Annotated in this window: 21 protein-coding genes; 9 read left to right on the forward strand and 12 right to left on the reverse strand. The window is 47.7% G+C overall.

What is annotated here, in order from left to right; genetic code table 11:
* Nucleotides 1-55: 55 nt before the first annotated feature.
* The 6 genes from H6G00_RS18105 to H6G00_RS18130 form a co-directional block, all read right to left on the reverse strand.
* On the reverse strand, nucleotides 56-790 hold the full coding sequence (locus H6G00_RS18105; protein WP_190797820.1) for an acyltransferase: 735 nt from the start codon (nucleotides 788-790) through the stop codon (nucleotides 56-58).
* 87 nt (nucleotides 791-877) lie between these two features.
* Complete coding sequence (locus H6G00_RS18110) at nucleotides 878-1,612, reverse strand: acyltransferase (RefSeq protein ID WP_190797821.1); 735 nt, start codon at nucleotides 1,610-1,612, stop codon at nucleotides 878-880.
* Nucleotides 1,613-1,670: 58 nt separating this feature from the next.
* Complete coding sequence (locus tag H6G00_RS18115; RefSeq protein WP_190797822.1) at nucleotides 1,671-3,098, reverse strand: glycosyltransferase; 1,428 nt, start codon at nucleotides 3,096-3,098, stop codon at nucleotides 1,671-1,673.
* Nucleotides 3,099-3,186: 88 nt separating this feature from the next.
* Nucleotides 3,187-4,851: an alkaline phosphatase family protein gene (locus tag H6G00_RS18120; protein WP_190797823.1), complete on the reverse strand. Its 1,665-nt coding sequence runs from the start codon at nucleotides 4,849-4,851 to the stop codon at nucleotides 3,187-3,189.
* A 40-nt stretch (nucleotides 4,852-4,891) separates the two neighbouring features.
* The gene (locus H6G00_RS18125) at nucleotides 4,892-6,550 is read right to left on the reverse strand and encodes an alkaline phosphatase family protein (protein WP_190797824.1); all 1,659 of its coding nucleotides are present in this window, start codon (nucleotides 6,548-6,550) and stop codon (nucleotides 4,892-4,894) included.
* 103 nt (nucleotides 6,551-6,653) lie between these two features.
* Entirely contained in the window at nucleotides 6,654-7,502 is an 849-nt protein-coding gene (locus H6G00_RS18130) for a WecB/TagA/CpsF family glycosyltransferase (protein WP_199314149.1), read from the reverse strand.
* Nucleotides 7,503-8,821: 1,319 nt separating this feature from the next.
* Between H6G00_RS18130 and H6G00_RS18135 the strand changes: the two genes are divergently transcribed.
* The 5 genes from H6G00_RS18135 to H6G00_RS18155 all read left to right on the forward strand — a co-directional run bounded on the left by H6G00_RS18135 (nucleotide 8,822) and on the right by H6G00_RS18155 (nucleotide 14,612).
* Nucleotides 8,822-9,496, forward strand: coding sequence for a sugar transferase (locus H6G00_RS18135; protein ID WP_190645904.1), 675 nt, complete (start codon nucleotides 8,822-8,824; stop codon nucleotides 9,494-9,496).
* A gap of 299 nt (nucleotides 9,497-9,795) precedes the next feature.
* Nucleotides 9,796-9,984: a CsbD family protein gene (locus tag H6G00_RS18140; RefSeq protein WP_190797825.1), complete on the forward strand. Its 189-nt coding sequence runs from the start codon at nucleotides 9,796-9,798 to the stop codon at nucleotides 9,982-9,984.
* 547 nt (nucleotides 9,985-10,531) lie between these two features.
* Nucleotides 10,532-12,358, forward strand: a complete 1,827-nt coding sequence (locus H6G00_RS18145; protein WP_190797826.1) for a pentapeptide repeat-containing protein — start codon at nucleotides 10,532-10,534, stop codon at nucleotides 12,356-12,358.
* 147 nt (nucleotides 12,359-12,505) lie between these two features.
* On the forward strand, nucleotides 12,506-13,861 hold the full coding sequence (locus H6G00_RS18150; protein ID WP_190797827.1) for an NAD(P)/FAD-dependent oxidoreductase: 1,356 nt from the start codon (nucleotides 12,506-12,508) through the stop codon (nucleotides 13,859-13,861).
* 460 nt (nucleotides 13,862-14,321) lie between these two features.
* Nucleotides 14,322-14,612: a hypothetical protein gene (locus tag H6G00_RS18155; protein ID WP_190797828.1), complete on the forward strand. Its 291-nt coding sequence runs from the start codon at nucleotides 14,322-14,324 to the stop codon at nucleotides 14,610-14,612.
* On the opposite strand, the gene H6G00_RS18160 is transcribed toward H6G00_RS18155, so the two are convergent.
* Nucleotides 14,609-15,439 (reverse strand): DUF3598 family protein, encoded by an 831-nt coding sequence (locus tag H6G00_RS18160; RefSeq protein WP_347278197.1) that lies wholly within the window; start codon nucleotides 15,437-15,439, stop codon nucleotides 14,609-14,611. The genes H6G00_RS18155 and H6G00_RS18160 overlap by 4 nt on opposite strands.
* 126 nt (nucleotides 15,440-15,565) lie before the next feature.
* Between H6G00_RS18160 and H6G00_RS18165 the strand changes: the two genes are divergently transcribed.
* Complete coding sequence (locus H6G00_RS18165; protein ID WP_190645898.1) at nucleotides 15,566-15,775, forward strand: hypothetical protein; 210 nt, start codon at nucleotides 15,566-15,568, stop codon at nucleotides 15,773-15,775.
* A gap of 41 nt (nucleotides 15,776-15,816) precedes the next feature.
* Here the strand turns inward: H6G00_RS18165 and H6G00_RS18170 are convergent, their stop codons facing one another.
* The 3 genes from H6G00_RS18170 to H6G00_RS18180 form a co-directional block, all read right to left on the reverse strand.
* On the reverse strand, nucleotides 15,817-16,191 hold the full coding sequence (locus tag H6G00_RS18170) for a hypothetical protein (protein ID WP_190797829.1): 375 nt from the start codon (nucleotides 16,189-16,191) through the stop codon (nucleotides 15,817-15,819).
* Nucleotides 16,192-16,248: 57 nt separating this feature from the next.
* Nucleotides 16,249-16,764, reverse strand: coding sequence for a hypothetical protein (locus H6G00_RS18175; RefSeq protein ID WP_190797830.1), 516 nt, complete (start codon nucleotides 16,762-16,764; stop codon nucleotides 16,249-16,251).
* A gap of 133 nt (nucleotides 16,765-16,897) precedes the next feature.
* A complete protein-coding gene (locus H6G00_RS18180) occupies nucleotides 16,898-18,808 on the reverse strand; it encodes an ATP-binding protein (protein WP_190797831.1) in 1,911 nt (636 codons plus the stop codon).
* A gap of 1,112 nt (nucleotides 18,809-19,920) precedes the next feature.
* On the opposite strand from H6G00_RS18180, the gene H6G00_RS18185 reads away from it, so the two are divergent.
* Nucleotides 19,921-20,118 (forward strand): AAA-like domain-containing protein, encoded by a 198-nt coding sequence (locus tag H6G00_RS18185; protein ID WP_277881907.1) that lies wholly within the window; start codon nucleotides 19,921-19,923, stop codon nucleotides 20,116-20,118.
* 233 nt (nucleotides 20,119-20,351) lie between these two features.
* Here H6G00_RS18185 and H6G00_RS18190 read toward each other — a convergent pair whose 3' ends face one another.
* Together H6G00_RS18190 and H6G00_RS18195 are read right to left on the reverse strand one after the other, a co-directional pair.
* Complete coding sequence (locus tag H6G00_RS18190; RefSeq protein WP_190645894.1) at nucleotides 20,352-20,858, reverse strand: single-stranded DNA-binding protein; 507 nt, start codon at nucleotides 20,856-20,858, stop codon at nucleotides 20,352-20,354.
* Nucleotides 20,859-21,078: 220 nt separating this feature from the next.
* On the reverse strand, nucleotides 21,079-23,652 hold the full coding sequence (locus H6G00_RS18195) for a mannose-1-phosphate guanyltransferase (RefSeq protein ID WP_190797832.1): 2,574 nt from the start codon (nucleotides 23,650-23,652) through the stop codon (nucleotides 21,079-21,081).
* 312 nt (nucleotides 23,653-23,964) lie between these two features.
* On the opposite strand from H6G00_RS18195, the gene H6G00_RS18200 reads away from it, so the two are divergent.
* Complete coding sequence (locus tag H6G00_RS18200; protein WP_190645892.1) at nucleotides 23,965-24,147, forward strand: hypothetical protein; 183 nt, start codon at nucleotides 23,965-23,967, stop codon at nucleotides 24,145-24,147.
* A 9-nt stretch (nucleotides 24,148-24,156) separates the two neighbouring features.
* The gene (locus tag H6G00_RS18205) at nucleotides 24,157-24,897 is read left to right on the forward strand and encodes a class I SAM-dependent methyltransferase (RefSeq protein ID WP_190797833.1); all 741 of its coding nucleotides are present in this window, start codon (nucleotides 24,157-24,159) and stop codon (nucleotides 24,895-24,897) included.

The following is a 24,897-nucleotide window of genomic DNA, read 5'->3' on the forward strand; positions in this document are numbered from 1 at the left end:
GGAATTCACCTGACTTGAAAAAATTAGATTGTCCAGACCGATCAACCTGTTTGACTTAGCCGACTGATGAGTAGCTCAGCCTTTGGAATCTCAAGTGTCTGGAGTGTTTAGCCTGTTTAGGCGTTTGCTCTCGCTGTGAAACCACTTTTGCAGGCACACCCACAGCCACCGAATAGGGTGGAACGTCTTTGGTGACAACGGCTCCTGCGCCAATCACGCTGCCCTGGCTGATGGTGACTCCGTCCATCACCTTGGCTCCATAGCCCAGCCAGCAGTCGTCTTCAATCACAATGCCTTCGTAGGAGTGCCCTTGCTCGACGATGAGCTGAGTTGGGTCGGCATAGACGTGATTGTTGGCAAAGATGCCGACGTGTGGCGCGATCAAACAGTTTTTGCCAATTTTGATAAACAGACCTGATAGGCAACTGTAGGGTCCAATGGAAGTGCGATCGCCAATTTCGATTTTGCCGCCTTTACCAGGATGTACTTTGACATTTACACCTCGACCCAAACAGGCGCGATCGCCCAAGCAAATTTTGGTGTTTCGCTTGATGTTTCTCAAGCGAACATCGCGGTCAATTCTGACTCCATACCCCAACTCGATCGAATTCGCGTTAACCAATTCAACTCCCGTTTCAATTTTGGTAAACTTTCCGATTCGCCCTAAAATACTGCGGTACACCAGGTTTCGCAATATCCTTCCTGGAGAAAGAGGTATCCACGAAAAGAGGACAACGACTAAAACTTCTTTCCAATGAGTGAGGTGTGCTAAAAGCTTTTCAGTGTTCATAGCGGACTTCGTTCCTAACTGCAAATCATTAAACGTGAACTAATGGTGACACTGACTAGCACTGGTGTTCCTAAGCAGTTTGACCCGTTAAGGGGGACTGATTAGGGCTGTAATTGCACTCAACTCAGATGTATGAAGCTTGGTGTCGTTCTCATTAACCCTACGCCGAACGATCTTGGCGGGTATTCCAGTTGCAATTGAATACGCTGGAATGTCTTTTGTGACCACTGCATTTGCGCCAATGATGCTGCCCTCGCCAATCGTGACTCCGTCTAGCACTTTGACCCCGCTGCCCAGCCAGCAGTTGTTTTCGATCACGATGCCTTTGTAGCTTTGTCCTTGCTCTCGAATGCTGCGGGTGAGGTCAGTAAACACATGACTGCTAGCAAAAATGCCAACTTGGGGAGCAATCAAGCAATCCCGTCCGATGCGGATCTGGCGACCTGAGAGACAGGTGTAGGGTCCGATCGCCGTCTGCTGCCCGATCTCAATTTGCCCCCCGTTGCCGGAGTGCATTTTGATATCGACTCCGCGATTGAGGGTGACGCGATCGCCAATCCGAATCGTGTTTTGCCCAATGTTTCTGATCCGGACGTGGCGATCGATTTTGACGCGATCGCCCAACTCCAAGCAATCAGCATTGATTAGCTCAACCCCCGGTCGAATCTCAACGGCAGCACCAACTCGCGCCAAAATCGCTCGATACAGCAGTCGCCGCAGCGCCGTACCGACTGAGAGTGGCACCCAGCCCACTAGTGTTGTCAGAATTGCTTCTTTGTAGTGTGTCCAGCGAGATTGAGGAAGTGGGTTTGCAGCAGTCATCACGTTCACCCGTATGTTCAAAGTCTTGTAAGTTGGGAAGATCCAGCGATTTAGTGATTTATCCGGCTAAGCCTCGTACTGGAGCGCGATCGCCTGCTCCCATTGAGGTTGTATCAGCCCAGGAATTACCCGCCGCAGACTGTTTTGCCAGCACGCTCTGGTAGACCATCAGCGACTCTGCTGCCTCCATGCTGATCGTGCGGACAGGCTGAATTCCGGCTCGTAGCTGATTTAAGTAGCCTTCGTCCAGCGTCAGTCGCGCAAATGCCTCTGCCCAAGCGCCCGGATCGCTAGCTGCAACCAACAGCCCATCTACCCCGTGGTTTACCTTCTCAGCAATGCCGCCCAGGTCAGAACCAATCACGGGTAAACCGTGTGCATGAGCTTCCAACACCACAACTGGTCCCGTTTCTAGCCACTGTGAGGGAACTGCTAGCACGTCAAATCCAGCCAACGCCTGGGGCAATTCTGACCGCGACAGTTCTTTAGCAACGCGAATGCGCGAATCGTCGCCAATCCGGGCAGTGATGCGTTCTCGATAGGCAGCATCTTGCGGTACGCCGTGCAGAATGAGTTCGATCGGAAAGTCTTCTGGTAGTCGTTTGATTGCTTCTACTAGAACGTGAATGCCTTTATCGTGTGCCCAACGCCCCAAAAAGCCGACCCGAAGGCGATCGCCCCGTTTCACATGAGCTACTTTTTGCTGAGCAAACGTATCCGAGATGCCGTGCTTCAGCAAAAACAGCTTCTCTTCAGGAATGCCATTGATCATCAATGCCTGCCGCACCCATTCGCTCATGACGATAATGCGATCGGCAAATTGCGCCATTTCCTGTAGCCCGTACTGACGCGCTGCCACAAATGCAGGAATGGCGATCGGTCGCAGCGTCGCTTCTGCTACCGGGCGAACACTTCCTGAGTTGAGCCGCCGCAAGATTCCTGCTGCTGCCACACTAATCGGCATTGGCGTATGGCTCAACCCCTTAACAATTGCGGGCGGTAAATCAGACGAAACGCCACAGCAGCGGCTACAGCGCACCACGTCAATTTTGCCGTCACAGGCTGTTTCCCCATGCAGCATCATGGTTTGGCGCTGACAAATTGGTTGGGGCAGCCGCACGGACACCACCGTCGCCATTCCCAGTTCCTTCGCCAGGCGCAGATGGGATAAGCCACATTTGGGTGTCCACTGGTGCTGGTGATACACGTCCGCTTGTTGTGCTTTGAGCCATTGAGCAAAGTAGTCGAACCCACCGTGGGCGATCGCCCCATGATTGGGCTCAGACTTGGGCTGCGGAGACACTGGATAGCGATAAACTTCCGTGTCCCGGTAAGTGTAGTGATCTTCGGTTGGTAAATCCTGCGATGCCGCAACTTTGCTCTCCACACCGAGGGACTTCAGCACAGGTAGCAGTTCGCTCAAGTGAATGTGAATGCCACCACACTTCTCTGGAAAATATCGAGCAACGGCTTGAATCGTTTTCATCAGAACGCACCAAATCAGTTATCGAGGAGGGGAGAGGAAGCTGAATCTAAGTCCCTCTCCCCAGGAAGACGGATTTAAGGAAGCAGGACTACTTGACTACAGGTAAACCTACTAGCGGTTTGCCGTCTGCATATTCCAGTGGCTTTCCGTCCAGATGTTGGGGAAGCGGTGCTTCCATCATTTGCAGAATCGTTGGAGCCAAATCAACCGCATGTCCTTCTGTCAAGCTGGTTCCAGCCGGAATGTCTGGACCCTGCGCCATGACAAACCCTCTCGCTCGATGTGCGCCGCTGCGGTTGTAGAAGACGGGTCCAAAACGACCGTAGGTGGGGCTATCAACCGTATCGACCGCAGAGTCTTCCCACATCACAGCCAGGTCTGCGTCGGGCAGCTTAGGATCGGGGTCAAGCGGATTTTGTCGGGTCCGCACGATACCTTTGACGACGGGTTTACCCGTTCTTGCATCGGTAAGTTCCTTCAGTTGCTCAATTAGCTGATCGCACACTGCGTCATACTCAGCCAAAGGCACTACACCGTATGCTTCCCGTCCTGCCAGATTGATCCGAATGTAGCCATCTGAGAAACCAGGCAGATAGAAGGCTTTCATCTGCGGCCAAAACGGCTTGTACCAATGTGCTGGATGCCAGTCGTACAGGTTTGTCTGAGCTGAACCGCGCAGTTTTGCTAACTGCTTGTATGCCTTCATCAGCAACCGCGTTGGCAAGATGGGTTCTAAGGCTCTAAACAGTCGGGCGATGGGGTCAGGGTCGTCCTTGAGCTGGTGAATTTGCTTGTACCAGTGTTCAGATTTTTTGGGGGCGATCGCCTCCGACAAAGGCGCACCCATTGCCTGCGACTTCAACATCGACTTACCCGGAAAGCTAAACCGATAGAGAAACTCAGGCAGCATCACCATGCTGAGCAAGTCAGCAGAATTCGTCCCCATTCCATGCACCGAGAAAATCAGCACATAGGCATCCTTAGGAACTTCAGCCAAAATTGCTCCTAGAGATTGGTCAATCGTTTCAAAAACATCCAGTAGCGGATCAGTTGCACTTGGCTGATAAAGCGGATGATCAGGCTGGCTCAAATGCCACAGATAATGCTGCGCCGTATGAGGTTCCCCAATATCCGTTAAAAACAGATCCCACGTTTCACGCCCCAGCAAGTCCCGAGTGATTGCAGTTCGACGCAGAATGCCATCTGTGAGCGATCGCCGCAAATGCTCTACCGAGTCTGAGTTGTACCAGTCCGAGCGATCCTGGTGGTGCAAAACATCAATCGGATAGTCCCCATACTTTCTGATCAGCTCTTCTCTCAATCCTTCAGGTTGAGATGCAGGAGCCACCATGGGTGCATGCGCACCCCAGGCCAACACCTGCAACCCATTCACCTGATCTGACAAAGCCGTTTGAGGCATGTCAAACATTGCCACCCGATGATCAGACCCAACGGCGTAGAAGGGAGGATATTCCGCATAGTCGTAAGCACCGTAATCACCGATCTTGCTAGCCTCATAAGTTTGAGGATTGAACTTGTATTTAGACCAGTAGCCCGTCTTGTGCGGCAAACAACCCGTCAAGAAGTTTGTCCAGGCAGATTCGCCCTTGTAATACTCCATGTTGACCAGCCGCCCATATGCCCCCTGCTGCTGAAACTGTCGCAGGTTTTTCAAATACCCCTGAGACATCCATTTCTCCAACAAAACCGGATCCGCCGAGTCTAAACCAATTGCAACAACCGGATACTTCATAGCTTTGTTCTTACCTAGTGATGAATGAATGAACGTAGCGTTACTTCGCTAAAATCAACGTCTCAATCAACGGTCTTCCCTCAAAGTGAGGAGGGATCGATGCACCCATCAGGCTTAAAACGGTTGGAGCGAGATCTAGCGCATGTCCTTCTGGCGCACTAGAACCTGGCTCAATTCCTGGGCCCTGCGCCATCAAGAATCCATCGCTGCGATGGCTCCCGGTGCGGCTGTAGGGAACGGGCCCAATTCGTCCCAATTCAGGACTATCTACAACATCAGTGACATGCTCTTCCTGCCAAATGATTACTAGGTCGGCATCGGGCAGCTTGGGGTCACGCTGGTCTGGCTGCTGGCGCGTGCGGACAATCTGCTTCACCATGGGCTGCCCTGTCCGCGCGTCTTTTAGGTTGTAAAGCAGTTGGCTCAGTTCGTCACACAGCGCTTCATACTCGGATGGTTCAACAATGCCTTCTGGCTCACGACCTTTGAGGTTAATGCGAATGTAGCCTTCAGAGTAGCTAGGCAGCGCGAACGCCCGCATCTGCGACCAAAATGGCTTGTACCAAACCGCAGGTTGAAAGAACAGTGCGTCGCCCTGCTCAATTAACTTGAAGGGGGAAACCAGATCAGGCTGTGAATCTTTGCCAAATAGCGGCTCCACATGTTTGAACAGCTTATTAGGCAGCTTTTGCCGCAACCAGCTTCTAAGCCGATTTGCATCGTGTTTTAAGCCCCAGACTGCACCAATCCAGCCACGCTCAACTCGCCCTTTAGTAATCGGTTCTGATGGTGGAGCGCCTAGCTGCCCAGGAGCCAAAGCCGGTTTGCCAAAGTTAAACCGATAAAGCAGTTCCGGCAAAAACACCATGCTGGGCAAATCCATCACGTTGTTGCCCATGCCATGTGCTGCAAAGACGACTACTTGAGCATCTTTGGGCGCTTTGTCTAAAATCTCTCCGATCGCCCGGTCAACCGACTCAAATACTTCTAGCAGCGGATCGCCAGAGACTTGATCTTTGTAAGTGTCATACAGAGGGTGACTAGGTTGGCTTAGATGCCAGAGATAGTGTCCCGCAGAGTGAGTTTCACCAAAAATCGTAAGAAACAGATCCCAGGGTTGACGCTGCAACAAGTCCTGACAAATGGCTGAACGACGAGCAATTCCTACCTGAATGTCTGACTGTAATCGCTTCAATGCTGCTACATTCATGCAGCTCGCGTGGTCCTTCCGCAATCTGGGATGTTCGCCGTGTTTCTGTATCAGTTCTTCTAATAAACCTGCGGGTTTTGAGTGGCTAGGTGTAAGTGGTGAATGTGCACCCCAAGCTAAGACCTGCAACCCGTTAACCTGCTCTGAAAGAGTGGACTGCGGCATATCAAATACTGCAACCTGATAGTCATCTCCTAGGGCATAAAAAGGAGGATGTTCAGAGAAATCGTAAGCTTCGATTTCTTCCACTTCGTAGGTGCCTTCGTGGAATTTTACAGGTGCCCAATAGCCTGTGTTCTGGGGAGAGCAGCCTGTTAGGAAAGTTGTCCAAGGCGTTTCAGCACGATAGTAATTGAAAGTTTTGAGGCGAGTGTAGAGTCCGCGATCGCACAATTGCTTTAAGTTCTTCAGATGCCCTTGCGACATCCAAGTTTCGATTAACAATGGGTCTGCAGCATCAAGTCCAATGGCGATAACAGGATGATTCATAGGTGTCCTCACAGCGGTAATAAAATCAGATAAAACCAGACCAAAAAATTAACTCTAGCTATTGTGAAAAGCCAAGCCAAGTTATTCGATATTCCCCAAAAATCTAAACCTTGGCTGAAAGGTTACTAGTTTGCTTTGGAGATTTGTACTGCTCTGATTCCAACCCCAAAGCGATTGGAATCTTGTAAAGGTTGAATCTTTGCTGCAAAATTAGCCAAAAGAAATAAACATCATCCACCAGATACCGTTTCCAGAGTCTTCTCGGCTCTGAGATAAGTCGGTAAAGCCATTCAAACCCAACTTCACTCATCCATTTGGGCGCTCTACGCTTATACCCTGCTTCAAAGTCGATCGTTGCCCCAATCGCCAGAAAAATCTTGACCTTAGGCAGCTGATCTTTATATTTGCAAATCCATTTTTCTTGTTTGGGTGCACCTACTCCAACTGCCAAGACCGTTGCTCCTGAACGGTTGATGATATCTATAATTTCTTGACACTCTTCCTCATTCTTCTCAAAACCAAAAGAAGGAGAATAGGAACCTACAATAATCTGTCTACCAATTCTTTTATTGATTCTATTTTGGGCTTTGCTAGCTACACCAGCAGCAGCACCTAGCAGAAAAATTTTGATTTCTTGATTTTTTTTGTGGTACTCGTAAAATGCAGGAAAAAAATCAGAGCCGGAAATCTTTTCTTTGATAGGACTCCCCAAGAACTTGGATGCAAATAACAGAATTTTGCTATCGCAAATTTTATAATCCGCAGCAGCATAAACCTTAAGGAAATCCGAATCGCTTTGCAGCTTGATTAAGTGATCTACATTAGGCGTAAAAACAACACCCAGTTTTAATTGATTTAGCAATTCTGTCCTAGATAAATTGCTAATAGACAGGTTTAGAATTTTGACCTCTTCCGTCATCTGGAATTTACCCCTTTTGACCTCACGACCCATGTTCTTTTCTACTTGAATAACTTCAACTGCTGACTAATTTGATCTTTCACGATAGCTGAGGCAAAGCTTTAACTTACAGCACGAGATAGCCTATGAGAACTTACAGTTCTCTCAAGCAATCATCACTATCGCAGAATGAAGACTCTGGAAACTCCTGAACATAGCCTAAAAGAGCGATTCATCTGAATCAAATTTCTTCAAGGCAGCAGTTTGAGAAAAGCCTATGCTATTGGGAGGAGTCATGAGATGGTAATGTCGCCCTTGTCCTCGCCTCTTGACCGCTTAGAGTTTGGTGAAGAAGATTCTGGAAACTTTTAGTTAGAAGTCATCGGGGGACAAGATCATGAGTCCTAAAAACTCTTGAGTTCAGCGTGATGTGCTCTTAATTTGCCTTTGCACATATGTAGAGAACACTCTAGTAACTTTGCTTGCTCCAGGTTAGAACTGCTCAAATCAAGAATTTGTTTTGAAACCAGTTGTGGAGTAATCACTAATTAAGTGTATCTACGCAAGGTATTAAGAGGACATGCGAAGAAATATCGCACAGTTTTTATTACTAGATCAACGATTCTGCGCAACTTCACCGAACACTCATATTACCTTTACAGATTAATACTACGTATACGGAGAGTGGGATGTGATCAATTTTAGTTGGCTTGAAAATAATTCCCGATTCTTCTAATAATACTTCCGTAAATCCTTGCAATTTGGATTGTTTTCCTTGTTTCAAAGATTACAAGAACAGGAGGTTAACACGATGAAGCTAACTCGAGAAGCTAATTTTTTTTCTCGCTTCTACCTTTGGATAGATTGTAGACGATCGCCCTATATAATTTTCCACTCTGAACTGAAACAGCATTGCTTCTAGGACTGCCCGTAGAAGGTCTGAGATGCTCAAATGCCTGTTGGGAGGAACTTACAGCAATTTGCTAGGCTTCTACAAACAGCTCAAATAGCATCTTAATCGTCTTCACGCTGAGAATCGGAAGACCCGAGTTCTTCTAATCTATATCTATAGATAGAAGACGGCTTGATGGAGTTTGTATTCCTGATTAACGCTCTTTTGTGCAAAAGGAAAGCTGTTTCATCTGCCTACTTCATTCTCAGCAGCATCTACCTAAAGGAAGTGAAACAACAGTTTTTCTTCCACTTTATAGATAATTTAAACAAGCTGGAAAATACTGATCCCGCAATAAAGTTTTGGATAAGTCGTCTTGGAAACTGTTTTGTCTTCAAGAAGTGAATATATGTTTAGGTAATTAAACCTGAGTGAATACACGCTTTATCTCAATACGACAGCGATAGCAAGGAAATAAACTATGCAATCTACACTTTCACCTACGATCGCCGATTCCTCTCAATCCCAAGCGTTAAAGCTCAGTTCTCTTCACCCTTCTGTAACCTCTAACTTCAAGCGGATACTCGACATTGGTGGAAGTCTTATTGGGTTATTGGTTCTAGCCATCGTCTTTGTACCCATCGCGATCGCCATCAAACTCGACAATCCTGGTCCCATCTTTTTTGTCCAGAAGCGTTGCGGTCTACAAGGGCAGGTGTTTCACTTAGTGAAGTTTCGCTCAATGGTCACGAATGCAGACGAGCTAAAGGCGCAGATTAAGAATGAGGCAAAAGGGCTAATCTTCAAAAATCGTCAAGACCCTCGCATTACCAGAGTAGGTAAGTTTCTACGTAAAACCAGCCTGGACGAACTGCCCCAGTTCTGGAATGTGCTGATGGGTGACATGAGTTTGGTGGGAACTCGTCCTCCCACCATTGATGAAGTATCTCAATATAGCGATCGCCATTGGCAACGCCTGAATGTCAAGCCTGGAATTACCGGCGAATGGCAAGTCAATGGTCGTTCTGCCATCGAAGATTTTGAGCAGATTGTAGATTTGGATCTGCGCTACCAGAGCCGTTGGACTCCCCTTTACGACCTGTTCGTGATCTTTAGAACTCTCTACGTGGTTTTCGCGAGGGTAGGAGCATTCTAAATAAGTTTAAGTTCGTCTCTCTAATAGTCAGCAGATTTGTATTACGAATAAGTAGATTGTTACGGGGGCTTATGCCCCCATTTTTGTTCATAGCGTTTCTACAGGAAACTGTATGTTTTGAAGAGCGAAGAGAATTAGTATCAATTGATATCATTTGACAGGCAGATATTAGAGTTTTTAGAAATACATCTCTAGGGAGATGTAGCCAGTCTGCCTGGGGAACGATGTGTCTCTATTATTCGAGTGTTATTCTTCAAATCGAAAGGTTAACTTTACATCATTTATAAGGGAGTACAAACATGAGTATTGAAGATAGAGCAAAAGCGATTGCAAAAAATGTCGAAGGTAAAATTCAGGAAGTAACCGGCGATGTAACCGGTAATCCCAGAGATAAAGTTGAGGGTCAAGATAAGCAAAGCCAAGCAGCAGCAATGCATGCTGTAGAGGATGTTAAAGATGCAGCAAAAGACATAATCGACAGAGCTTAGACAGAAAAATTTAGCTTTGCTGATTAGCACAAAAGGTTGCTAAGTCGTCTTAGACCACACTTTTCACACCTCACCTTAAAAGCCTAATTTCTAATGTGTAATGCCCAAAGCGTTACCGGCTCAGAGATTAGGCTTTTTTCTTTACATAAAGTATTTAATATCAATCTTCTCTAAGGCTGTCCGTTGAAGAAATAGTTTTGAAAAAGGTAGTAGACAGCGGAGTTTCTCAAAATATCGCTGTTTGTCATATCAGGTCCTAGCCCTACTCCAATCCTTGATGTAAAAACTCGTTATTTGCTTTCGTCCCTCAACCTTGGGGTTTGACTCAAGGTTAAACACTTCCTGTAATGTTTGCTTTACTTGATGTAAGGGTTGGCATTAGCTTGCCATTTAGCAGAGAATAACAAGCAGACTGAACAACCATCAGAGCGGTTACGTCTATCATCCAGCATCTACTAATTGTCCAAATTGTGAATCCTTAGGGCTGCCAGTTGCGTAATGCTTCTGTGCAATGCCTTTGCTTTCGCTTTCTAAGGAGGTGCGTACTGTGGCGGATAACGACTACCTCGAGTTGATTGAGCAAGGAATAGAAGTTTGGAACCGCTGGAGAAAGGAAAACCCTGCAGTTAAACCAGATTTCAACAGAGCATACTTTTTTGAGGCAGATTTAAGTAAAGCTGACCTGAGTGATGCTAACCTCAGTCGCGCCTGCTTAATTGGGGCAAATCTGAAAGGTGCAAACTTATCTGGAGCAAACCTGAGTGCTGCGTATGCTAACGGAGCAAATCTGCAAGGTGCAAATCTCGCGAGCGCAGATTTAAGTGATGCTAAATTTAGCGAAGCTGACTTTACTCATGCCGATTTGACCCAGGCCCAGGCAGAAGGAGCTGACTTTACTGCTACTCGGTGGACTGGGGCTTGCCTGAAGAATTTGAAAATTAATGCTGCTACTCAGCTTCATAAAGTAGAGGCAGAGTATGTTTACTTGCAAAACCACCAACAGGAACGCCGTCCCGAACAGGGAGAATTCAGTTCAGCAGAGCTAGCTGAGTTGTTACACTCCTTGCCCAACATTTCTATTCCCGACCTTGAGGGCGCGGAGAATCTGAGCATCGTGATAGCGTTGCCAGGACTGCAAAACACCGTTTCCTCAGCAGGATTACCGGCTGTTGAGTTGCCTCCCTTAGAGCAAGAGGTTCAGCATCACCTCCAGCCAGCGTTACAGAGTTCAACCGTCTCAACAGCAGGCGATTTACAGCTCATTCTTGCTAAGGAAGTAACGGTAACTGATATTGCTCAGCTACCGTTACTTCCTTGGGCAAAGCCGATTGAAGAAGCAGAAATTTCGCCTCGAAGCCCTAGACGGCATCGCTCCCCACTGCTGATGTTTGGCGCTGGGGTTCTACTGGGTTTGGCACTTGGAGCTTATTATTACGGGCTACCGCTTTCGGTGTCCCCTGCTCCAATTGAGTCACAGGAAGCATTTCCAGAGCCCGATTTCTCCTTGACAAACTTCCTGAGTCAAACTTCAGATACTATCTGGGCAGTTGCTGTTAGTCCTAATGGTCAAACCTTGGTAAGTGGCAGTTATGACAGCAATATTAAGCTTTTGGATCTTTATAGCGGTGAAGTTCTCCGCTCTTTTTCAGGACACTCAGATGCGATTCGAGCAGTTGCTATTAGCCCCGATAATCAAACGCTGATTAGCAGTGGTGGGGACGGAACCATCAAAATTTGGAATTTACAAACTGGTGAGCTGCGTGGAACGCTTTTAGGTCACCTGAGTCCAGTGTGGACGATTGCGATTAGTCCCGATGGCAGTAGGTTTGTTACCGGTGACTACGATGGCACAGTCAAAATTTGGGACTTGCAAGATTGCGAACTGCAACATACGGTCACTGGCCATTCAGAGTCGGTTTGGTCAGTGGCGATCGCCCCCGACAACCGCACTTTTGCCAGCAGCAGCAGCGATAAAAGTATCAAGGTTTGGGACTTGCAAACCGGGAAAGAATTACGCACCCTCAAGGGACACGCCAACGCTGTCAGGTCGATCGACCTCAGCCCTGATGGTAAAACTTTGATCAGCGGTAGCTGGGATCAAACCGTCAAAATCTGGGACTATCAAACCGGAGAACTCACCAAGACGCTATCCGGTCATTCAGAACAAGTTGTTGCCGTTGCCGTTAGCCCTTCTGGAAAAACGGCCGCCAGTGGCAGTCTCGACAAAACAGTTCGCGTATGGGACTTGCAAACTGGGGAACTCGTGAATACGCTAGCTGGACACTCAGATTGGGTGATCTCGTTGGACTTTAGCCCCGATGGGAAAACCTTGATTAGTAGCAGCAAGGATAGAAGCATCAGACTTTGGCACTAACAGGCTGAAGGTGATTTGCTGAATGTACTACTCTTGACAGAGCGATCGCCTCGCTATTCATGCCTATTTTGAAAGAGTTACAGCCTGCGGCAGATAAAACGTTAGCTGCTGTAGCAGTAAATCGAATCGACAGAAAAGGCATTTTAGATGACCCAAAAATTTGACTTGATCGTCATAGGCACCGGAACAGCGGGTTCCATTATTGCCAAAAAATGCCGATCAGCAGGTTGGAGTGTTGCCATCCTCGACTCTCGTCCCTTTGGTGGAACTTGCGCCTTGAGAGGTTGCGATGCCAAAAAAGTGTTAGGTGGTGCCGCAGAGGTGATCGATTGGGCAAAGCGGATGCAAGGCAAGGGCATAACCTCAGCAGACCTGCAGATTAATTGGCAGGACCTTATGCAGTTCAAACGCACTTTTACTGGACCCGTTCCCCAAAAACGTGAGAAAACCTACACCGATGCTGGGATCAAGACCTTTCATGGTCTTGCCAAGTTTGTAGATGAAACAACTGTTCAGGTTGGGGACGAACGCTTGAGCGGACGCTATGTGGCGATCGCCGCTGGTGCAGAACCTGCCCCCCTGGGTATTTCAGGCGAAGAATATTTAACCTACAGTGACCAGTTTCTAGAGTTGGAAACATTGCCCCGCCAAGTTGCCATGATTGGAGGCGGCTACATTTCAATGGAATTTGCCCACGTTGCAGCACGGGCTGGCGCTCAGGTGCGAATTTTGCATCAAGGCTCAAGACCACTGGAACCCTTCGATCCAGATTTGGTTGAGCGGCTTGTTGAAGCAACTCAGAATCTAGGTATAAATCTGCAAGTCAATACACAAGTCAAAGGCATCCAGAAGCAGGCAGACCGCCTAGTGGTGCAGGTCGAGACAGAGCAAGGTGAAGAAACTTTTGATACGGAGATGGTGGTTCATGGAGCAGGACGCGTTCCCACCACTCAAGACCTAGATTTAGAAAAGGCAGGGATTAAGTATGAGAAAAAAGGCATTTCGGTAAACGACTACCTTCAGAGCATCTCAAATCCTCAGGTTTATGCAGCCGGTGATATTTCAGCGAGTGGTGCGCCGCCTTTGACGCCTGTGTCTAGCATCGAAGGGCATGTGGTAGCTGATAACTTGCTCCAGGGAAATCATCACAAACCTGACTTCACAGAAATTCCTAGTATGGTGTTTAGCATCCCCACACTGGCGTCGGTGGGTTTACAAGAAAAAGCGGCGAGAGAGCAAGGCTTGAAGTTCAAGACCCTCTATGAGCCGGATACTTCAGACTGGTACTTTTCACGCCGTATTAATGAACCCTACTCAGGTTTTAAGGTGTTGGTCGAAGAAGGGAGCGATCGCATTCTCGGAGCGCACCTGCTGGGATCTTATGCTGAAGAGCTAGTCAACATTTTTGCGTTGGCAATCCGATACAAGTTATCTGCAGAAGATCTCAAAAGAACAACTTTTGCCTTTCCAACGGCTGCATCAAACTTGATTGATATTGTGTAGTCAGAGAAGCTAACCTGCTGCTGCGGTTTGACGACCAGCCAGCGTCCCGTCTTGGGATCGCGATAGGTGAGAAAAGGATTTTGCTGTAGGGATTTGGTAGAGGACTGACGCATTCAGCTTGAGTTCCAGACGATACCGTACTTCTAGAATGGACCAGACATCTCCTATTCTTCTCAGCTATTTTGCTGAAGTTAGGATCATGTTTGCTCAAATTGCTAAATGCTTTACAGTTTGATGTTGAAGTCGATCATCAAAAGGGGATGAAGCGATGGAAGGTCAAACTGTTCCAAGCTCAGTAAAAGTCTTTGGTATTTTAAATATCGTATTTGGTAGCTTTGGACTGGTTACTAGTCCGCTCGGACTGCTCAGTCTAGATCAATCAATTGAATTTTTTGAGAACTTTGGAGCAAATTCGGCGACTATCGGATGGTTCAGGGCTTCCGCGTAGTTTGCTCCGTTAATGGCTCTGGCGTTGCTGATTCTGGGAATTGGACTGCTGATGAAAAAGCCCTGGGCAAGGTCAGGCTCAATTATTTACGCCTACATTGCGATCGCCATCGGCATTTTGAACATGATTTTTATCGTTGGAATCTTTTCCGACGGTCTTGCATCCAGTGATCCGGCTGCCATAGGGGGTATTGTTGGCGGCGTGGTTGGTGGCTTAGTAGGTTTGATTTACCCTATTCTGACTATTATTTTTCTAAGTAACCCCAACGTCAAAGCTGCTCTGGAGCGACGCAATAGGGTTTAGGTTTTGTGTTCTGTGACTAGAGTCAAGCTAACCCAGCCACCTTGAGCGTCATAGCTGCGAATTAGGCGTTGACGTAAACCAGGCTGGACCAGCCATCCCGCTTCGAGGAAAAAGGGTTTACCTTTGGGAATTGCCAGCGGTGTATTAGAAGAAGCCCCGTCAGGCAACAAAAGTACCTGTATGGGATAACTTCCCTGGTCAAACAGCAGCAGGTTTGGCTGAATTTGTGTGCTTGAATTCAGTTCTAAATTGGGGGCAATCAGTTTTTGGTGTAAGCGATCGCCCTCTCTCTGCACAATCAACTGGGTGGCGTAACAGTCGGGCGATCGCCAATCTGAATAAAGTGTTGTCGCTTCCCCGTGCCATTCACCGATCAACTGCTCGACAGTCAGAGTAGGACGTTCTGCTGCTTCAGTGCTAGCCCGATGTTCGCGAATTAGCGTCAGGCTAGAGAGACTGCTGTGGGTGTCAAAAAGCTGCACGAGACGCAAACGGCGATCGCCCCGAATGAAGCCTAGCTCTGCTCCAAATTCTGAAAATGGTCCAAACTGTATTGACCCCTGCGAAAAAGCACCGTCTTCAAAGAATAGTGTGCTGCGGTTAAGAGAACTGTACTCCAATACCTTCTCCTGCGACACCTCACCCGCCTCCGAGAAATGCCGGATGACCTGGCGAATGGTTTGATTTTGGTTCAAGCCTTCCAGTGTTACTTGGGTCGGGATATCTTCTTTGACGATTCCTTGAGGAGAGAGTCGGGTAAATGAGCCTCGCCAGTCTCCTAGGTTGCAAAGCAGATTATCCCATTGAGAACGAGTCGGTTGGATCACAAAGAATCACCCTCTAAAGATGCAGAAGAAAGTCGACGTGCGACAGAGGCTATGGATTGCTATGTTTGCGAAGCTTGAGTCGTTAATAAGATTCACAGCTTGTTTGATTTTTAGTAAGAGTTGAATATGAATACTCCAAGATTTAAGCCAGGCGATCGCGTCAAAATTCAGATTAACAGGTTGCTTAAGCCTCACCACCTAAATGGCAGAACGGGAGTGGTTGTACGTAGCCCGGATGTGACGACCCTGTGGGGCGCTTCCTACACCGTGGAGCTAGATACAGGTGATTCAATCAAGCCCAAAATTCGTGAGTTTGACTTGATTCCAGTAGATTAATCAAAGTTTCATGAATCCTGTCCGCATTCAGCAATGCTAGCTTAAGATTGCAAGCTTCTAACCAGACTAGCGATCGCCTGAAGCACCTGCCGAAACCACCCTCCTGGCTGGGATAGACTCGCTTCTCCATCTGCCTGATCGGATGGTAGTTGAAATGTTGCCTCAATAGGACGGTGATCGCTAGTTATTTCGTCATCAGGACAATAGTTTGAGGTGGGATCAGCAAACAGCACCTCAGAGGACTCTACCGTCCAGGTTTTAGCAGCATTGGCGACGAAAACAAAATCCAGGATGCTGTTGTATTTAGTACTGCAAAGAGTTGCAACCAACTCTTTAGGGCGAATCCACACGAAAGCTTCGTTTTGGGTAAGTAGATCAAATCCTGCATCGCGATCGCCCTGGTCGCCGTCTGTCACATTGAAGTCAAAGTTGTAATCTCCAACAGCAATGACTGGAAGAGATTGTTCTTGTACCTAGGCGTTGAGTAGCCGGGACTGTTCATGGCGCAGCTCAGTTTCACTGCGATAGAGATGATTCACCACAAACAGAAATTCCTCGCCTGTTTGCCGTAGGCGAAACTGGGCAACTAGTGCAGCTCGAACATTGCCGCCAAGATTCAGTTCGTTTAGTTCTTCGTGGCGAACTGCTTCTAGGAGAGTGCTGTTATAAAGAATGGCGAGGCGATCGCCACCTCCCGTTGTACCCAAGATCGAGTCGAAGTCAGCTTGTTCTCCTGCTTTCGCTCCGGTTTCTAAAGCATTGACCCAAGCTTCATTTTGTACCTCAGACAGACCCCACACATCCACGCCGTCCAGGGGTGCCATCTGCTGAGTCGCCATCACGACTGGGTCAGAACTTCCCGACTCTACATTAAAGCTGACTACAGTCAAATCTTCAGCAGACGCGGCGCGACCAATGGCAATCGAGGAAATAAGCGTCACTAGCACAGGGCCGATTAACCCTGCACGAATCTGACTAAAGCTACTCATCTTGCATCCCTGAACGAAGTTCTCTGGAGGGTGCTAACGACCAGAAGATTTACGTTATCTAGCAATCCCAAATTGATTGTGAGAGTTCCGCAATGACACGATTCATTGGGTTTCTACAAGCCGTCTGGGATTGCTACAGATGATTTGAGAATTGCGATTCGCTTGCGCTCTCCTGGGTCAAATTCGCAATTAAATCCAGGCGAAAGTTTTTAACCAAAGTAGTTAAGGCTGACTTTAAAGATGAATCTGGATCAGGAATGTAGTCCAATAAGGTGTAAATTTGTTGGCGATCGCCCCTCAAAGCTGCCTCATTCATCTGCTCTAGCCAGAGCGACGGCATCGCCAGCAGTGCTTCGTGTTTGGGCATTTTGATTTCTGTCAAATGCTCGGCTTCTGTAGTTTGAAGCAAGGGCGTTTGAGAGGAACTTTCATAGAGATAGCGCACTCCCAGATGTTGAGCAATTTTACTTAAGAGCAATGCTTCTCGAATGGGTTTGCGAACAAAGTCGTCACAGCCTGTTGCCATAATCTTGGCGCGTTCTTCGTCAAAGGCACTGGCAGTGATTGCAATGACGACGGTTGACTGCCCTTTAGGATTGGCTTTAATGCGTCGAGTTGCTTCATAGCCGTCCATGATAGGCATTCGCATGTCCATCAAAACCAGGTGGGGTTCCCAATTTTGCCAGAGGGTGACTCCTTCTTGCCCATCGTTTGCCTCAAGCACCTCAAAGCCGATGTGGCTGAGCATTCTCACCAGCAAGCTACGATTTTCCCAACGGTCTTCGATTACCAGAATGCGGTAGGTGGGCTGTTCGGGAGCTATCCCAATTACCCGTTCTCCTGAGAGGTTGGCATAGCTGAGTGGGGCTGGGGTTAGTTCAACGGGTAGGTCAAAGGCGATCGCCGTTCCCTCTCCTAGCTTGCTGTCAACCATTAGCTTACCGCCCATCATGTCCACAAATCGATGGCTAATCGCTAATCCCAATCCTGTTCCCTCTTGAGATTTGCGTCCTGTCTCAGTTTGTACAAAGGGGTTGAACAAGGCTTCAATCTCGTGGGGAGCGATGCCAGGACCGGTGTCTGTCACTTCAAAGTAGAGAATTTGATCTGGTGAAGAATCACCATCGTTTAGGGCTGTTTTAGCTGCTACATGCAGTTCAACGCTGCCGGTCACGGTAAATTTGATGGCATTACTCAGCAGATTGAGCAATACCTGACGTAACTTATTTTCATCTGCTTGAATGTATTGCGGCACATCCGGGGCGATCGCCGTAATAAACTGCAAGCCTTTAGACTCAGCCTTGAGTTGCAGCATCTCTTTCAGTCTGGCAATCAGTCCGCATAGATCAAAGCTGTTGGGATTGAGCGTTGTCATGCCTGCTTCAATCTTCGACATCTCCAGCACATCGTTGATCAGCGACAGCAGATGTTCGCCGCTGCGGTCAATGATGCGGAGTTGTTCGTGCTGGTCAGTGGTGAGGTTTGAGTCACAGGTCAACAGTTCTGTAAAGCCCAAGATTGCATTCAAAGGAGTGCGTAGCTCGTGGGTCATGTTTGCTAAAAATTCGCTCTTTGCCCGATTGGCTAAATCTGCCTCTAGCTTTGCTTGCTCCAGTGCTAAATTTTTTTGCTTGAGTTCTGCCTCAATTCGCTGGCGTTCCCTAATCTCGTCGTTGACAGCTTCTAGCTGAGCCGCACTGGGAATTGCCATCGCCACAGGAAGCAACTTTACCAGTGCGATCGCTGTGTAGAGAGAAATAGCAGCAGTTCCCAATTTGGTCATTCCAGAAATCCAGTAAACAGGATGCCAAAGTGTCCAGATTTCTAATAAATGAGTGGTGCCGCAGGAAACAATGAATGCCCCAAACAGCAAAAAGATCCAGTTAAAGGGAATGTCTCGCCGCTTTTGGACAAGGTAGATCAGAGTCAGGGGAATCGAATAGTAGGCGAGCGCAATCAATGCATCTGACACAATGTGCAAGCCTACCAAATCGGGCTTCCACAGATAGCAGTGTCCGTGAGGAATAAAGTTTTCCGTGAACATTCTTGGGTTGTTGGATAGCTACAAATTAATCTAGTCAGTCTTTAACATTAAGCAACTATTACCTAATTAACTTTCCCAAGGATTCCGCTAAACAAACTGGTTAACACAAGAACGTTAATTTAATGGAACTTGTTGTTAATGTTTGCCGAAAGTCTATTAATTGAAAGACACAAATTAAGTTGATTGGTCTACTAATGCAGTCTAATAAAACACCTAAAGGTAATGCACCAAATTAAAGCGCAACGTAGACCACTGGAGGATGCTGTAGTTGTTATAGCATGAGGATTCCTAGAATCTGCGATGCTCAACACTTTCTAGGAATTTGAGCAAACTCCTAGAACGATCGATACATTTCTCAACTTAACAATTCTGGGGCTGCTAAAGTTGAAGTGTCGTCATCTACCCGAAGGCAGATCGTAAATTAATATTTATTAATGAGAAGTTTAGATTCTGTGAGCGCAACTTTTTACTGCCACTTGGTGAAAATTCAGTTTCGTAAATCTATTTTCTCCTTGCAGGTCAATAGCTCGGCAGCTTGACTAGCGTGAGTGACTTGCCAACTTCAGGTGATCCTGACTTGCTCGCTCTCGCAAAGTATTAGTAGACTGTTCGTCTATCAGGCTCTTCGGACTAGCTGCTTACGAGAGATTTCTCTTTAATCACTAAGTAATTCTTCACTTAGTTGGGATAGCTGACGCTAAATCTCTTACTAAGTGAAAATTGCAAATTAACCACGCAATTTAAGCGCCGGAACTCCTATTTTTAGCAAGTTACTGTTATGGCTATCCCAATTCAACATGAGAATTAAGTTGAATAATTCATTCGTAGGAAATTTACAACAAGTTCATAGCAGGTTGTTGTGACCGTTTAGCAACTGCGCTATTAACGTCTTGTATAAAAAGAATTAAAGTTTAACTAAATTAAGACTGAATACTGTATGCCCATGAAAGTAAATGGTAATCATTCTTGCCTAAGTGATATCTTACGGTGAATTGCTAGCTGTAAAGTTGGGACAGGAGTGATAAAAAGAACAGCTTCTCAAAGCAAGTAAGTTTTTGTCGAGGAGAGGTGAATTGAAGCACGATGAAAACCCAATTTCCAAAGCGTAAGGATTGCTGAGAGCCTATATAGAAAAGGCAGGTACGGAGATGGCAACAGATTCGGTTGAGCGATTGATGTCGCTAATGGGTAGCAATCCTTACCTGATTCAGCTAGCGTTGCATCATCTAAGTGGAGAAGAAATTACGTTGGATGAGCGTGCAAAATCAGAAGGTTTTACCGAGATGCGATCTGTACGCCCGTTATTTTAAGTTGGCTTTGGCGATTGCTTGAAGGGGCGTGACCCGACGGATTTAGCCCCAACAGCAAAGTGAATTGCCTCTGCTGGGCGTGACCAAACTATTCACCTTTGGGGCCTGGAGCAAATTCTGAATTTGGACACGCTCAAATATGCCTGCAATTGAATGCAGGATTATTTGAGAACGAACGCTGAAATTAAGCTAAAAGATCAGCATTCGTGCGATCGCTCCCAATAACACAGCATTTAGAACGGAATGTCGTCGTAGTCTGCCGTCTCAGCAGGTGCAGAGTAGGCAGCAGACTTGCTAGTTTCCGGAGCAGCAGAGCGGGTTGCCGAGCGACTCGCCGTTTTAGCAGGTGCCTGACTACGAGGTGCGGATGCAGGTGCAGATGTAGGTGCGGGTGCAGCGGCAGTTGCAGGATTAGAAACTGCGCTGGCGACTACGTCTCCGCTAACGCTGTGAATTTTTTGGGCGGTCAGCTCAGCCCGCTTTTCCTTGAACCCTTCAGGGCGATCAATGGTATTCATGCTGAGGCGACCCTCAATAATGACGCGATCGCCCTCATGAAAGCGCTCCTGAATCTCTTGGGCTAAATTGCCCCAGCCCACTACCTTCATGGTTGCTAGTGGGTCATCATCCCGTATTCCTGGAAATTGAACGATCATTTCAGTGATCGGCGTTTGATTATCAGAGGTATAGCGAAGCTGAGGTTCTTGAATAATCTCCGCCATCAAAATACAGCTATTCATCTCAACACTCCTGAGCTCAAATAATAGTTTTAATCTAAAAAGCCCCAACTCTGCATTTTTTGGGGTAAATTTTTCGCGTTAGTTCTGTAGAGACGCGATTCTCCACATTGTTGAAGGCGATCGCTCTCCTTCTGAAGTTTTACAAGATAGTACACTTGATCTACCGTCTACTAGTATAAGATCTGACGGAATAAGTTGACAGCCTCTACTTCCTCAATGCTCAAACGCCTATTTTGTCGAGATCAATTCGAGGTTCCTCAGTACCCTGCTCGTGATCGACAAACTCTTGCACCTGAGCGCGATATTCTCTCAAAGTTTCATCGACCCAACCGCGATCGCTGCTATCTGCAAATAGATGCACCAGCGGCTCTCCAGCATCTGGCAACACCAAAACCCAACTGTCATGCTGCGGGTTGAGAATCTTTACCCCGTCCGTCAAGTCGAGATCCTCAGCCGGATGGGTTTCGACTAGATGCCGCATCAATGCCCCTTTTGCCGTCCAGGGGCAACGCACCGTGATCGTTTTGTGGCAAACGCGAGGCAGTTCTGCTCGAATTTGACCTAGTGTGCGTGGTGCATTGCCAAACATCTCCTGTTCTCGCAGCGTCAACATTTCGATCAGTTTAGCGATGCAAAACATTGCGTCAAAGCCAGGATGCAATTGGGGGAAGATAAAGCCCATTTCCCCGCTGCCACCCAAAACCACATTGCTGTTGGTGTGGCAGGCTTCCATCAGCGCAGTCGGGTTTGCTTTAGTGCGAATCACCTTGCCATCATGGCGACGGGCAATCTGCTCTACCGTGCTGGAGGCATTCACGGGCACAACCACCGTGCCTCGTGGATGCTCTGTCAAAATCATGTGAACCATCAGCGCGGTCAGCAGTTCGCCGCGAATGGCACTGCCTGACTCGTCTACCAAAATCAACTGTTCGCCGTTTGCAGACACCTGTACGCCCAGGTTGGCTTTTAGTGCTTCTACCACATGTCCCAGTTGGCTTAACAGCACTTCCCGGTCTGCTACCGAAGGAACGTTAGGGCTAAGGCTCGCGTTTAGCACTACGGCATCGCAGCCAAATTTACCCAAGAGAATGGGTAAAACGGCACCTGACACGGCATACACGTAGTCGATCACCACTTTAGAATTACTGTTGCGAATCGCTTCTGCGTTGAGGTGGCGCTCAAAGCTAGTGCTATAGATGTCGATTACCTGTCCCGGATAAACGACATTGCCAATTTCCTGAATCTGCGCTCGGCGAAAATCTTCCTTAAAGTAAGCGCCTTCAATCTTCTTTTCTCGCCCTTTGGAAAGGTTGATTCCCTTGGCGTCAAAGAACTCGATCAAGATATGGTCAGAGCGATCGGAGCCAACCCGCACATGAATTCCCCCGGCAACCGATAGTGTGGGCAACACCGCACGGGCAACCGGAATGGCGGTTGCTTCTAAATTTTGCACATTGATGCCCACGGACATGAGCCCAGCAATCAGCGATCGCGACACCATACGCGAAATGCTGCGCTGGTCACGAGAGACAGTCACATTAGAACCCGGTTTGAGCGTTGAGCCATAGGCTGCACCCAACCTGACTGCAAACTCTGGCGTGATATCTACATTCGCCAGTCCTGAAACGCCGCGTTGTCCAAATAGGTTGCGATGGGCGGCATGTCCCCAGATTAAATTCATGTTGAGTGTTGCGCCCGGTTCAATTTTTTTGCTTGGCCAGACACGTACTGCTGGATTAATCAACGCCTCCTCGCCCACCGTCGAAAGTGAACCGACGATCGCCCCTTCTAATACATGAGCACGGCGATCGATGCGAACACCCCGCGCTGCAACACAGGCTCTCAGGTGAACTTCATCCCCCACAATTGCTCCATTCCACACAATCGGTCGCTTCAAATCTGCATCAGAACCAATCGTCACATTATCGCCAATTACCGTTCCGGCATCGATTTGCACCCGTGCCCCAATCCGGCAATTGCTACCAATGAGTGCTGGAGTCTCAATCTGAACAGTCGGGTCAATGTAAGTGTTTTGTCCTACCCACAAATTGGGCGATCGCTCTTCATAGCTACTATCCAGCTTTACCTTGTGATATAGTGCGTCATACTGTGCCTCCCGATAAGCATCGAGATGACCCACATCACACCAGTAACCCTCCGCCACATAACCATACATAGGTTCCCCCTTCTCTAGCAGCAGCGGGAATAGTTCCTTAGAAAAATCTGATTCCTGATTAACAGGCAGGTAGTCCAGCACCTCTGGTTCCAGGATGTAGGTACCTGTATTCACCGTGTCTGAAAAAATTTCGCTGCTAGAAGGCTTTTCTAGAAACCGTCGAATTCGCTGATTTTCATCAATGATGACCACTCCAAAATCGATTGGGTTAGGAACATGCGTCAGCACCAGTGTGGCTTTTGAGCCGCGCTGCTTATGAAACTGAATCGCCGCACTCAAGTCAAAATCTGTAATGCTATCGCCACTGATCACGAGAAACGTTTCATCTAACAATTCAGCAACATTTTTGACACAGCCCGCAGTGCCCAAGGGTTGATCTTCCTCAACGGCATAGGTCATTTGCACCCCAAAGTCGCTGCCATCCTGAAAATAGTCGCGCATCACATCTGGTAGGTAGTGCAGAGTTGCGATCACTTCTGTAATTCGATGCCGCTTGAGCAAATTGACGATGTGTTCGGCTATCGGACGATTTAGGATAGGGACCATCGGCTTTGGCAAGTCGCAGGTTAGCGGCCTGAGCCGTGTTCCCGATCCACCGGCCATCAGCACTGCTCGCATAAATCCTCCTTAGTTGTTGCCAACCGTCTCTCTGTAATTTTGCGGTTAAGACTGAACCGCATATTTGTATAACTTATCTGCTTATGCAGTCTCCTATGGGCAAGAAACTCTGAATATCCCCACTAGAGGTGATTTGTGAGAATCTTCACAGTTGCTTCGTTGAACTCAAATATTTTTCATTGCTCAAGAGAATAGTAACGATATCCCGCAAATTGGAACAGGGTATTAAGCATATTAAGGGGTGTAGCAGGAATTCGGTTCGCTACTCTACACTTGGATTAAAGCGTCTGACTTCAAACTGGAGTTTAAGCGATGACTGGATTACTTGGTTTTGTGCTGTTAGCTGTTTATCTAGGCGGTGTATGGAAGTTTTGGACAGGATTTCACCGCACTAACTTCAGCCAGGGAAAGCTTTATCTAGCGGCACTGTGGCCAGTTTTGTTGATTTCTAATAGGTCCTATCGTCAAAACTTTAACCGAGCGCTGAAGGGGTAACAGAACGGAATGCCCCAGGAACGGAAACGCAATTCTCAAGATCTAGCCAATTTTTTGGGCGATCGCTCCAACAGCAGCCCAGATTGGCAAACCCAACTTGCAGCAGTAGCACGTCGATTTAACCAGGAATATCGACGGGAATCGTTTGATTTGCCGCCCGAAGTCGAGGCAATGCCAATTTTTCGAGAATGGGCTTCCGGTTCCCTTGCTGCCAAAATTGCCTCACCGTTCTGGGAAATTGCCCAACCTCGTAAGCAGCAGCGCTGCCTGGATATTGGCTGTGGAGTGAGTTTCCTGATCTATCCCTGGCGTGATTGGGAAGCATTTTTTTACGGTCAGGAGATTAGTGAGGTGGCACGAGACACGCTGAATGCGCGCGGACCTCAGCTGAATTCAAAACTGTTCAAGGGTGTGCACCTTGGCGGGGCACATCGATTGAGCTACGAGGAAAATCAGTTCGATCTGGCGATCGCCACTGGATTTAGCTGCTACTATCCGCTGGATTATTGGAGTACCGTCTTGTCAGAAGCAAAGCGAGTGCTCAAGCCAGAGGGACTGTTCGTGTTTGACGCAATCGATCCTGATTCAGCGATCGCCGAGAACTGGGCAATCTTGGAAACTTATTTGGGTGCTGAAGTATTCCTGGAATCGCTGATAGCTTGGCAGAAAATGATTCAGTCGACTGGTGCAAAAATTGTGAAACAGCAGCCAGGAGAACTATTTCAGCTTTATAAAGTGCGCTTTTCCTGA

This window comes from Leptolyngbya sp. FACHB-541, from assembly GCF_014695875.1.
In the GTDB taxonomy this organism is placed as follows: domain Bacteria; phylum Cyanobacteriota; class Cyanobacteriia; order Elainellales; family Elainellaceae; genus JAAUTN01.